Source organism: Acinetobacter sp. C32I, assembly GCF_023702715.1.
Taxonomy (GTDB): Bacteria; Pseudomonadota; Gammaproteobacteria; order Pseudomonadales; family Moraxellaceae; genus Acinetobacter.
Genome location: NZ_CP098480.1, coordinates 2,887,888 through 2,900,498 on the forward strand (window position 1 = coordinate 2,887,888; position 12,611 = coordinate 2,900,498).

The window sequence follows — 12,611 nt, forward strand, 5'->3', positions numbered from 1 at the left end:
TCCTAACGTCCTAAATACTTTTCAATCACATCTTCATTGGCCTGAACTTCTGCCAATGTGCCCTCAGCCAAGATCGCCCCTTGCGCCAGTACCGTGACTTTTTCACTGATGGTGTCAATAAAACTCATGTCATGTTCGACCACCACAAGGGTGTGATTTTTTTTCAGCTCCAGACACAGTTCAGCCGTGCGTTCGGTTTCAGCATCGGTCATGCCTGCAACAGGCTCATCCAATAAAATCAACTTCGGTCGTTGCATCAGCAACATGCCAATTTCTAACCACTGCTTTTGCCCATGCGACAGTAAGCCCGCTGGCTTGTGTACAAACTCCTTTAAACGAATCTGTTCCAGACTTTCATCCAAAGCTAATTGCGCTTCTGGGTCTAAACGCGAAAAGAAGCTTTTCTTCACCCGTTTATCTCGTGGTGCTGCCAACAGTAGATTTTCCATGACAGTAAAATTTTCAAATACCGTTGGTTTTTGGAATTTTCGACCGATGCCCGCTTCGGCAATTTGCTCGGTACTCATTTTGGCAAGATCATAGTTTTGCCCAAAAAATGCTGTGCCTGTGGTTGGACGCGTTTTACCTGTAATCACATCCATCAAGGTGGTTTTCCCCGCACCATTTGGCCCGATGATGCAGCGTAATTCACCCTCGGCAATGTACAACGACAAATCATTGAGGGCTCGAAATGAGTCAAACCAGACACTGACTTTTTCCAGATATAAGGCAATACCATGGCTAAAATCCGCACCTTGCGGCTTGGCACGACCATAGCCCTCACCCAGTTGACCGCCATGTTGAGCTGAGTCTATTAATACATCACTCATTTAATCACGCTCCTTTTTAAAACGGTCAAATAAACCAATCACACCTTTTGGTAAGAACAAGGTCACCACAATGAACAGCGCGCCCAAAATCAATAACCATGCTTCTGGCGCAGCCACAGTGAAATAGGTTTTCACTGCATTGATTAAACCTGCCCCTAAAATCGGGCCAATCAAAGTGCCACGTCCACCCGCAGCCACCCACACCGCCATTTCAATTGAATTGACTGGGTTCATTTCACTTGGGTTAATGATGCCTGCCTGCGGTACATACAACGCCCCTGCAATGCCTGCAATCACCGCAGACAATACCCATGCAGATAGCTTGTACCACAACGTGCGATAGCCGAGATATTGCAGGCGATTTTCACTGTCACGAATCGCACCCAATACTCTCCCATAAGGACGATTCATCAGTTGACGCAGACCAAGGAAGCACAACATCAACATCAACGCAGTCAAAAAGCATAGCGTTGCGCGCATTGGTGCAGAGGTAATATCAAAGCCGAGAATGGTCTTAAAACCCGTAAAACCATTATTGCCCCCAAAGCCTGTTTCATTACGGAAGAACAATAGCGCTGCTGCAAAGGTCATGGCTTGGGTAATAATCGAGAAATACACGCCTTTGATTTTGGAGCGAAAGGCAAAAAAGCCAAAGATAAATGCGATCAAACCCGGTACAAGAATGACTAAAGCCAAGGCCCACGCAATATGCTCGGTCCCGACCCAATACCAAGGCAATTCAGTCCAACTCAGAAAGCGCATAAAATCAGGCAGACCATCGCCTGCAGATTGACGCATGAGGTACATGCCAAAGGCATAACCGCCCAAAGCAAAATACAAACCATGCCCCAAGCTTAGAATCCCGGCATAGCCCCAGACTAGATCCAGTGCCAAAGCGACCAAAGCCAAACACATGATCTTGCCAATCAAGGTGATCCAGTAAGCAGACAGATAAAATGCAGAGTCAGGAGACAACAGGTGTAGCCATGGCAACAACAACAGCACGCCGAAACAAACTGCAATCGCCACCGCGCTATAGGGCTTGTCGGCAAATAAAGAAGTGATTTTCATTGGCTTACTCCACAAAACGGCCTTTGATGGCAAACAAACCTTGTGGACGCTTTTGGATAAACAAAATCACAAGAACCAAGAGAATAATTTTTGCGAGCACTGCGCCTAAACCAATCTCTAAAACTGTACCGCTAATCCCCAGTCCGAGTGCCGCCAATACCGCCCCCCAAACTTGACCCACGCCACCAACAACGACCACAAGGAAGGCATCGATAATGTAGTTTTGTCCAAGGTCAGGTCCAACATTACCCACTTGTGCCAAGGCACAGCCTGCCAAACCCGCCAAGCCTGAACCGAGACCAAAGGCCATCATGTCAATCCGTGCAGAACGGATACCAACAGCGCGTGCCATTTGACGATTTTGCGTCACCGCACGTACAAATAAACCAAAACGAGTTTTATTGAGTAAGAACAGCAACAGTAATAACACTGCGACGGTAAAACCAATAATGGCGATCCGGTTATACGGCAGCATCAGGCTCGGTGTTAGCGCAATTCCGCCACTCAACCATGCCACATTGGAAACCTCGACATTCTGCGCACCAAACACCATACGCACCAATTGCATCAGGATCAGACTCACCCCAAAGGTAGCAAGTAAAGTCTCCAATTGACGACCATAGAGCGGACGAATCACGGTGCGTTCAATCAACATGCCCATCAAAGCACTGACCAGAAATGCCGCAGGAATTGCTGCCAACAGATACCAATCGACTAATCCAGCAAAATGGGTTTTAAAAAAGCTTTGAATCACGTAGGTGGTATAGGCGCCAATCATGATGAGCTCACCATGTGCCATGTTAATTACCCCAAGCAGACCATAGGTAATGGCTAAGCCAAGTGCTGCAAGCAGCAAAATGCTGGCGGTACTCAAACCTGAAAAGACATGGCCTGACCACTCACTGATTTGCAGGCGGGTTTTAATTTGATTGTGTGCATCCAACAACGCTGCCTTCAATGCAGGATTGCTTTGTGGTTGTTCTAAAGTTTGGTTGATCAAAGCAAATACGTCAGGACGATTTGAATCGGCCAAGACTTTCACTGCTTCAAGTTTGGTGAACTCATCGCTACTGTTAAAATCCAAACGAGCTTTGAGCTGCGCTAAACGTGCTTTGACCTGATCATTTTTTTCATTCAGATAAAGCTGCTTCACCATCGCGACATCAAGTTCAGCCAAATTATTTTCTAAAATATCAACTGCAGCTAAGCGTTGCGATGCATCAGTTGAATTGAGTTTGGCTTTGGCTTGACCAAAATTCAACGCCTTGCGTAAAGTGTTCACCAAAGTTACTTGGGATAAATCTGCTGGCCATTGTTCCAGCGCCTGCTGCTCAGGATAACTAAACAGTTTGTCATCATTTTTCAGCAAATAAGTATTGCCTGCACTATCGGTATACAGCTCATTTTGATCAATATAGGCCACCAGTTGATCCAGTTGTTCAATACTAGCAGGCCATTGATTGAGCATGGCACGACGCGTCGCAAAATCGGACTTCACAAAGGTCTGAATGGCATCTTGAGAAGCTGTAGACGTCACGGTTGTTGCGGATGTGGCTTCTGCCCATGCTGGACTAAAAATCATCTGTGCCATGATGCAGAGCAGTGCCAAAACATAGTGTTTCGCCATAGAACTCCCCTTATTATTACGGTTTTAAATAGATCAAAAAAATCAGAATAAAAATGCCTGCTGCCAATACAGCACAGCAGGCGAAAAAACCCTTATTTCGGGATATACGGACTCCAAGGCTCCGCCTTGATGGTTTGCGGTGTTTTATAGACCACGTCGAATTGACCATCGCCACGGATCTGTCCAATCATCACGGGTTTATGTAGATGATGATTAGTTTCATCCATTTTTAAGGTATAGCCTGATGGGGCAGCAAAGGTCTGACCTGCCATCGCATCACGGACTTTGTCGACCTCAGTCGTGCCCGCTTTTTCAACCGCTTGCTTCCACATATTGATACCGACATAAGTTGCTTCCATCGGATCATTGGTCACTACTTTGTCAGCATTTGGAAGTTTGTATTGCACCGCATATTGTTTGAATTTATTCACAAACTCAGTGTTCTTTGGATTTTTCACCGACATGAAATAATTCCATGCCGCTAAATGACCCACCAATGGTTTGGTATCAATACCACGTAATTCTTCCTCACCCACCGAGAACGCCATCACCGGAATATCCGATGCTTTGATGCCTTGGTTACCCAGCTCACGATAGAACGGCACATTAGAGTCGCCATTAATGGTCGAAATTACCGCAGTCTTTTTACCCGCAGAGAATTTCTTAATATTGGAAACAATGGTTTGATAATTGCTGTGACCAAATGGCGTGTATTCTTCCATGATGTCAGCATCAGCCACGCCTTTCGATTTCAAGAAAGCACGAAGAATTTTATTGGTAGTGCGTGGGTAGACATAATCTGTGCCGAGTAACACAAAACGTTCTGCTTTACCGCCCTCATCCCCCATCAAGTATTCAACCGCAGGAATCGCTTGTTGATTTGGCGCTGCGCCCGTGTAGAAGATGTTTTTAGATTGTTCCTGACCTTCATATTGCACGGGATAGAACAATAAGCCATTCAGTTCTTCAACTACAGGTAGAACTGATTTACGAGAAACGGATGTCCAACAGCCAAAAATAACAGCCACTTTATCTTGGGTAATCAACTGACGGGCTTTTTCTGCAAATAATGGCCAATCCGATGCAGGGTCAACAATCACAGGCTCTAATTTTTTTCCGAGTACCCCACCATTGGCATTAATCTCATTAATGGTCATCAAGGCGGTATCTTTCAGCGAGGTTTCTGAAATCGCCATGGTGCCTGAAAGCGAATGTAGAATCCCCACTTTAATGGTATCGCCACTGGCTGCAGGTGCAGTTTTGGCTTCTGTTTTAGTCTGTTCTGTTTTTTCTGCTGGTTTGGAACAGCCAACCAGACCGATCCCCATCATGGCTGCCATCAGTACAGACATCGACATCAATTTGTTTTGCATCTTGTTTCTCCACCCATCAATAATTGTGATTTTTACTGGGTGGAGTTATTCAATTTCTGTGCCAACAAAACAAGTTGTTGTTTTTTATTAATTTAAATAAAAGTTAAGCCTTAATTCTTTCATCTTGTATACAACATTGCATACAAAAAATACGCAACGACCTAAAATGATGCAAATTTGTTCAGCTCGCATATTAAAAGTTCAGCAAAAGAAAAAGCCAAACATTAGCTTGGCTTTAATCTAATAATAGGACAAAGGGCTTAAACCGTAATATCCGCCAAATTACCCTTCTGTTCTAACCAGTGTTTACGATCTGCTGAACGCTTTTTCGCTAGCAATTTATCCAATAAACCTGCGGTTAGATGTGCATCATCCAAATCCAACTGCACCAAACGACGCGTATTCGGGTCCATGGTGGTTTCACGCAACTGACTGGCATTCATCTCGCCCAACCCTTTAAATCGGGTGATCTGCGGATTCTTGTTGCCTTTGACTTTTTTCAGGATGCTTTCAAGCTCGTCATCATCCAAGGCATAGTACACCTCTTTACCAATATCGATACGATAGAGTGGTGGCATAGCGACGAACAGATGGCCTTCCTCAACCAAGGTCGGGAAATGTTTTACGAATAAAGCACATAATAAGGTTGCGATATGCAGACCATCCGAGTCTGCATCGGCAAGGATACAGATCTTGCCATAACGTAATTCAGACAGATCATCACTGCCTGGATCAACGCCTATGGCAATAGCGATATCATGCACTTCTTGAGAAGCCAAAACTTCGTCCGAGGAGACTTCCCAAGTATTCAGGATTTTTCCACGAATCGGCATAATCGCTTGGAAATTCTTGTCACGTGCCTGTTTGGCACTACCGCCCGCAGAATCCCCTTCGACAATAAACAGCTCACTGTCCTCACGGGTTAAACCGACACAATCGGCTAATTTCCCTGGTAGGGCTGGGCCTGCGACAATCTTCTTACGTTCTACTTTTTTCGCGGCTTTAAGACGACGCCCTGCTTTGGCAATCGCCATTTCAGCCAGTTGTGTCGCAATCTCGGCATGCTGGTTTAACCATAAAGCAAACGCATCTTTGGCGATGTTCAGCACAATATTAGAGGCTTCACGACTGGATAAACGTTCTTTGGTTTGGCCTGAAAATTGTGGCTCTTGGAATTTCAGCGATAGAATAAAGTTTACGCCATCCCAAACATCTTCCGCAGACAGTTTCATATTACGCGGCAATAAATTGCGTAATTCACAAAATTCACGTAAAGCCTCAGTCACGCCTGAACGCAGACCATTGACATGGGTACCGCCTTGCGCGGTTGGAATCAAGTTGACATAGCTTTCCTGAATCTGCTCGCCACCCTCCACATTCCAGCAAATCGCAAATTCACAGGCTGCGCGGTCTGCTTGTCCACTGCTGACAAAAGCAGGATCTGGCAAGATGTCACGATCTTGCAGTTCATCCATCAAATAGTCGACTAGACCATTTTCAAACTGCCATTCAATCTTTTCGTTATTGATTTTGTCGTCATAAATTATTTTTAAGCCCGCAGCTAAAACCGCCTTGGCTTTTAAATTATGTTTCAGTGCTTTCAGCGCAAATTTAGGACTATCAAAATATTTAGTTTCAGGCCAGAAACGTACCGTCGTGCCTGTCGCACGCTTGGCAACCTTACCTTCTAACACCGATAATGGTGCAACGGGCTCACCTTGTTCAAAGGCCATTTGGTACAGATTACCTTGACGCTGTACGGCCACTTCAACACGGGTCGACAAGGCATTTACAACGGAAATCCCGACCCCATGCAAACCACCTGAGAACTGATAGTTATCGGTGCTGAATTTACCGCCTGCATGCAGCTTGGTCAAAATAATCTCGATACCACTTTGCCCATATTCAGGATGAATATCGACTGGCATACCACGACCATTATCTTCGACTGACAATGAACCGTCTTCATAGACCGTGACACAAATCTGGTTGGCATGACCCGCAAGTGCTTCATCGACTGCATTATCAATCACCTCTTGCGCCAAATGGTTTGGACGTGAGGTATCGGTATACATGCCCGGTCGACGACGCACTGGATCTAAACCAGAAAGAACTTCAAGAGATTGTGCCGTGTATTGTGTCACTTGGTCTGACTTCCTTATTGGATGGCTGCCGATAAAAATTCGAGAACTAAAGGTAATTTTTCTTCAAAATCATCCATTGCATGATTACCATTAGCGTCGGTTAAAATCAATGAGGATGGATGAACTGCACTATAATAGCGTTGAGCTTCACGATAATCCAAAACTTCGTCGCCTTGTTGCAAAAGCACTAGAATTTTATCAGCATGAACGAGCTTCGTGTCAGCAATCGATTGTAATTGCTGCAGTTGATTGGCATCAAGTGTCCATGATGCAGTGACTTTGAGCGGGATTTGCTCAACCCCAAATAAATCTTCGAATAATTGCCATGGTCGCATAGCAGGATTAATCAATACAGCAGCACAACCATATTTTGCGACAAGATATGTCGCATAGAAACCACCGAGGCTGCTTCCCACTAAAACTACTTTATCCTGTGCTAAATTTTCGATAAGCTGAGAGAGTTGTTCTAGCACTTGATTGGGTGGCTGATTTAAATCAGGTAAATGCACCTGTATCGCCTCATACTGTGCACAATATTGTTGCAACTGCTGCCCTTTTATCGACATCGGACTGCTTCGAAAACCATGTAGATAGATAATTTGCATACGCACCAAAATAGGCAATGACTTGACATAAAGTGAAATAAATCACATTATTTTGATTAATAGTTAAACAAATAACAATATAAATTACATTTAAGCTGGATATTGTCTGACACAAAAAACGATACTGTACTCCGTTCATCAGTATTCTAAAAAAATTACGTATGAAAGACATAAGATGTAAGCGTTTGTTGTAGTTTATCTAAACAATATTCAGAAAAAACACTTCAAACCTTCGGTATATATCAAGGATGGGGAAATCAATATGCCAAGTTTAACACCTCTGCATGAAACCTATTGTAAGTGGGATCGCACGCCCCCGAGTCAGGCAGATGTTTTGGAAGGTTTGGCACAGCTGGTCAGTACCAGCCTCAGCGGTGTACATGAACTGATCCAAGTGGTACAGACTGAGGTATTAAGGACAACGCTCGGTTTAAGTGCACAAAAAGCCAAACAATTACAAAAGCACCCGCAACTGCAAAAGTTTTATCAGTTTTCATATGTGGCACTGCAGAAATATGGCAGTCATTTTCTGGCACCCAATTTACGTCGCATTATTGAAAAATTTCCAGTTTTGCATGACAAGCCCTTAACCCCAACCCTGCATTTTTTGGTCGGTGCGTTGAATGGAATTTTTGGTGATTTCTTCTTAAAGCAACACAATCCAATGGCTTTGCCGATGGTGCTTTATGATCACTATGGTTCTTTACAGCAGGGCGAGCTAACAGGCCGTGTGGTGATTCTTGCCCATGGTTTATGTATGAACCATTTAACCTGGTCTAACCATCGTTATGGCGGGATTGGTGAGCGTTTACTTGCACAACGCGATAACAACACCATGTTGTATTTGAATTACAATACTGGACGTCGAATTTCAGCCAATGGCCGTAGTTTTGCCAATACCTTAGAGGATTTGGTACAGCGTAATCCGCGTATCACCAGTATTGACCTGATCGGGCACAGTATGGGCGGCTTGGTTTCGCGTAGTGCCCTGTTTTATGGCAAACAGAATCTGTATCAATGGGTGCATATGGTCGAGAATCTGGTTTGTATCGGTTCGCCACATCATGGTGCAGTACTTGAACGCTTTGGTTTCGTTTTACAGGACAAACTCGGTGGATTCCCGTTTATCAACTTGCTTGGTCAACTGGTGAATGTGCGCAGTAACGGCATACTTGATCTGCGTTATGGTAGTGTCCGTGATGATGACTGGGAACATAATGATGCCCGCATTGGTTTTGCCGACGACAATCGTAAACCCGCTCCGTTACCGTCCCATATCAATACCTTCTTGATTGCAGGGACTTTAGAATTTGAGAAGTTACGCAATAAAGCGCTGTCTGTGATTGGGGATTATCTGGTCAGTGTGAAAAGTGCTTTAGGTGAACATCCAAACCCGCGTTTCCAACTGAAATTACCTGACACCCATAAAGCGGTTTTCTATGGCCTGAATCATTTTGAAATTCAGTATCATTCCAGTGTGGCTGAACAGATTACCCGCTGGTTATATCCAGATGCTAAAGAGAAGGTTGAAGCTGGTGTACAAACCCATATGATCAATGTACCCCATAACTATACCTTTGATGATTTAGAAGGCATTGTTGAGACCTAAACGATAAAAGCTCAGTTAGGTTCTAGCTGAGCTTTATAGTCAAAGGCTGCAACAAGCTCAAAAAATCTATAAATATCTTTATTTAACAAAGTCACCCTGTTCATTTAACTTCAGTTTTAGATCTTTTCCATTTTCTTTATATAAAATCTCATAGTTTTGATTAATTTCAATATTTTTAGATGCATCCAAAGTAATGCTTTTAACCAAACCCAATTTATTCACAGAAGTCAGATTGATTCCTAGGTGTCCACTTTCATTTGAAAAAGGTGAGGCAATTAATAGAACACCATCGCTTGTTTTTGGAAAAATGACTGAATCAACATAACTTGGGTTAATAAAATTATAAACTTTGATTAAACTTACACTATCAATTAAGTTAATTGAGCCACAATTCATTCTCTGTGCAGATAAAATACAATTCAGATGTGCATTCGAGCTATAAGGAAGTGAAGTGATCAGGAAACCATCATCATTTTTTAACTTTGCAGGATTTGATGAAGCTTTTTGTGTTCGGTTTTGATGAGAAGTCTCATGTTTCTTTTCTAAGACAGTGCTACAGGAAGAAGTTATGATGCTTAGGCTGACTAAGCTTAGAATATAAGTATATTTTTTATAAGGTGAAGTCATAATAAATTCCATTAAAATCAACCACAACGGCCGTAATACTCACTAAATTTAATCTTTTTCTTGGTTAAGCAATTTACCTGCTTAGGTACAAAATCATCAGGTGTTTCAGTTTGAGGGTAAATTAAATAGTTATAATAATTTATTCATCATACACATTTCAAAAAATTGACTTTAAAAAATACGATAGATACATAGTTTCATCCTTACAATTTCTATTTCCCCACTAGATGCCCTAAATTAACTCCTGCACTGTTGCTCCAGATATCGAACAAACTACACCCTAATTTTTGCAAGAATAAAGAAGGTTTTTATGACCTTCTTTATCATTTTATATTTATAGATTATATTTTCTTAAAATAAACTTTACTTTCATCTAAACATTCATTATAAAAAATTCCAGAAAATTGTTTTTTTACTGTTTCATTTTTCATATAAGCCTTACAATCTAAAAGTATCGTACCATCCTTTTGTTTCGTAAATTTAATTTCTTGTTTTTGATAGTATGGATTTTTGTCATAATTATCACTCAAGAAATAAATACCTTTCTTATGGTTTCTGGATTTTACTTGGTTTGAATTATCACCCATTAATAAAAAATCGACTCCCCCCATAGTCAAAAACACTTTATTTATACCTAAAATTAAATTTTCATCATTCTCAGATAAAATATGAGAATTTGCCCACCCCATTAAAACATCCTCATTATAAATATTTTTATAATAGAGAACATACCCATCCTTATTCTTTTTTAAATAAAATTCATCATTCGGAGGATCAAAACTCTCAAAAAAATATTGATCTTTATTATTTCTCGCCTTATTCAATTGACATTTACCAGTTATATTACAAATTTTGAATGAATAAAAAGTATCATTAAAATTTATAAATGAATCCAACGATGCTGAAGATTTAACCACCTTCACATTTTCTTCTATTTTGTTAATTTCTTTGGCGACTGACGAACTGCTTGAGCAAGCAAAAATAGGGGTTAGCACTAATATAGCTAAATACATTTTTATATGATTAAAAACTTTCACAAACTTATCTCCTTATTTTTATACCACAAAACTTTTTAACAGCACTAAAACTACAGACATCTATCGATATAATTATTTTTACCTAAAGTATTCATTGGAATTTTATTTTCATTATCATAAGTAACATCATATAATTTATTATTATTTTTATCAATTTTAATCCACCCAAATGTCGCTCCATTGTTTACCCCACTTTTACTTTTCACAAATATTTGTATGTAATCCTTTTCTGAAAAATCGAAAGTAATATCTTTCTTTTTAATTTCTTTCATGTCAAAATTTTTATAAACAATAGCATTAAGATCATTTTCACATTGCTGATTTTGATCCAAACTATTAACATTTATCTTCGCACTGCATCCACTAGTTAATAAAACAGAAAATAAAAAACATATAAATTTCATTAGCAACCCGCCATTATCTCTTAAAATGTTGACACAATCCTGGCTTTCATTTTATCAGGAGTACTACTTTTAAATCGTTCTGTTCACTTCAACCACTCTAAACTTCCTTGGATAATTTTTTGATTCTCAAAAATACCCTTATATTTAATACTATCAAAATTACTCCATTGAAAAATTTTATATAAATTAATCCCATTACCATAATTAAAGCTATTCGGTAATTGCGGAACCTCGCCTGCAACTCCAATTTCCCTTTTGCTATATAAACCCTAAAGCCATTTTACGCAGCAAACAAACTGATCTTGTCCTGTACATGCCAATAATATTTTTCTGTACGCTCAAATTAATTGAACCACTAGCACTCTCGGCAATATCCTGAGCGGTCTGAAAGATAATATTTTCAGGTGTGGCTAATGCAATCCCATTCAACAATGCCAGCAACATCAGCGCCTGTCTGAAAAGTTTGCCTTGCTCTTACTGTTTGTTTACAAAAAAACCCGAACTAAGCAAAATTCGGGCTGATTTCACGTATTTACTACAATACAAATAAAATTATCATTTTAATTGTACTCGTTTTTCTTTATTTCCTTCCATATAAGTTAAATTATAATTCTTATCGATTAATACGTTTTTAGTTGCTGGTATAAATTTCTTTTCTTCCACACCAAAAGCATTAATGATTAAAATAGCAAGTTGTGGCCCCTCATCCTCATTATCTTCAAATGGAGAAATAATGATTTGTTTACCACTTTCTGTTTCTGGAAGAACAATACCATCCCCATAACTAGGAGAAATAGATGGATAGAATTTTATCAAATTAGATGAGCTCACCAAATTAACTTTAGAACAACTATTTATATCTTTCTTTAAAAGACATTTAAAATGATCAACTGAATTGTAAGGTAAATGTGTTAATACTAAACCATGAATATTTTCTTCTTCTTTCGAAGATTTTCCAGTTGTTAAAAATGATAATCTAGATAAATATTCATCCCTATAACATTGATTTCTAACTAGACCAGCACCTTCCCCAGCTATATGACTTATTTTACCTTCACAATTACTTTTTATTTTTTTCACCCATTTATCATAATCATTTTTTTCTCTATTTTTCTCATTATCAAGTTTAATAATTAATTTTTTATTTTCCTTTTCTATACATTGCATACTTTCATAAACATTATTTTTATTACAATTTACTGACGAACTATCCGCACATGCTGATATTGTTGAACCAAATGCTAACAATACTAATCCTGTACCAACCACATATTTACTAAACAT

Annotated in this window: 11 protein-coding genes and 1 pseudogene; 1 reads left to right on the forward strand and 11 read right to left on the reverse strand. The window is 40.3% G+C overall.

Annotation, left to right across the window (positions count from 1 at the left end):
* Positions 1 to 2: 2 nt before the first annotated feature.
* The 6 genes from urtD to NDN13_RS13825 form a co-directional block, all read right to left on the reverse strand.
* Positions 3 to 830, reverse strand: a complete 828-nt coding sequence (gene urtD / locus NDN13_RS13800) for an urea ABC transporter ATP-binding protein UrtD (protein WP_004657105.1) — start codon at positions 828 to 830, stop codon at positions 3 to 5.
* Entirely contained in the window at positions 831 to 1,901 is a 1,071-nt protein-coding gene (gene urtC, locus NDN13_RS13805) for an urea ABC transporter permease subunit UrtC (RefSeq protein WP_251115862.1), read from the reverse strand. It abuts the gene before it with no gap.
* A 4-nt stretch (positions 1,902 to 1,905) separates the two neighbouring features.
* A complete protein-coding gene (gene urtB / locus NDN13_RS13810) occupies positions 1,906 to 3,528 on the reverse strand; it encodes an urea ABC transporter permease subunit UrtB (RefSeq protein ID WP_251115863.1) in 1,623 nt (540 codons plus the stop codon).
* 92 nt (positions 3,529 to 3,620) lie between these two features.
* Positions 3,621 to 4,901 (reverse strand): urea ABC transporter substrate-binding protein, encoded by a 1,281-nt coding sequence (gene urtA / locus NDN13_RS13815; protein ID WP_251115864.1) that lies wholly within the window; start codon positions 4,899 to 4,901, stop codon positions 3,621 to 3,623.
* A 260-nt stretch (positions 4,902 to 5,161) separates the two neighbouring features.
* The gene (parE, locus tag NDN13_RS13820) at positions 5,162 to 7,045 is read right to left on the reverse strand and encodes a DNA topoisomerase IV subunit B (protein ID WP_004803540.1); all 1,884 of its coding nucleotides are present in this window, start codon (positions 7,043 to 7,045) and stop codon (positions 5,162 to 5,164) included.
* A 14-nt stretch (positions 7,046 to 7,059) separates the two neighbouring features.
* Entirely contained in the window at positions 7,060 to 7,650 is a 591-nt protein-coding gene (locus NDN13_RS13825) for a YqiA/YcfP family alpha/beta fold hydrolase (RefSeq protein ID WP_251115865.1), read from the reverse strand.
* A 262-nt stretch (positions 7,651 to 7,912) separates the two neighbouring features.
* On the opposite strand from NDN13_RS13825, the gene NDN13_RS13830 reads away from it, so the two are divergent.
* Positions 7,913 to 9,259 carry a PGAP1-like alpha/beta domain-containing protein gene (locus NDN13_RS13830; RefSeq protein ID WP_251110473.1) on the forward strand — a complete coding sequence of 449 codons (1,347 nt, stop codon included), beginning with the start codon at positions 7,913 to 7,915 and terminating at the stop codon, positions 9,257 to 9,259.
* Between the two features lie 78 nt (positions 9,260 to 9,337).
* Here NDN13_RS13830 and NDN13_RS13835 read toward each other — a convergent pair whose 3' ends face one another.
* From NDN13_RS13835 to NDN13_RS13855, 5 genes and pseudogenes are all read right to left on the reverse strand, one after another.
* Positions 9,338 to 9,886 carry a hypothetical protein gene (locus NDN13_RS13835; protein ID WP_251115866.1) on the reverse strand — a complete coding sequence of 183 codons (549 nt, stop codon included), beginning with the start codon at positions 9,884 to 9,886 and terminating at the stop codon, positions 9,338 to 9,340.
* Positions 9,887 to 10,227: 341 nt separating this feature from the next.
* Positions 10,228 to 10,923, reverse strand: a complete 696-nt coding sequence (locus NDN13_RS13840; protein ID WP_251115867.1) for a hypothetical protein — start codon at positions 10,921 to 10,923, stop codon at positions 10,228 to 10,230.
* A 50-nt stretch (positions 10,924 to 10,973) separates the two neighbouring features.
* On the reverse strand, positions 10,974 to 11,327 hold the full coding sequence (locus NDN13_RS13845; RefSeq protein ID WP_004657087.1) for a hypothetical protein: 354 nt from the start codon (positions 11,325 to 11,327) through the stop codon (positions 10,974 to 10,976).
* Between the two features lie 283 nt (positions 11,328 to 11,610).
* A pseudogene (locus NDN13_RS13850) lies at positions 11,611 to 11,801 on the reverse strand (DUF2345 domain-containing protein); the annotation flags it as partial.
* A gap of 81 nt (positions 11,802 to 11,882) precedes the next feature.
* Positions 11,883 to 12,611 carry a hypothetical protein gene (locus tag NDN13_RS13855; protein WP_251115868.1) on the reverse strand — a complete coding sequence of 243 codons (729 nt, stop codon included), beginning with the start codon at positions 12,609 to 12,611 and terminating at the stop codon, positions 11,883 to 11,885.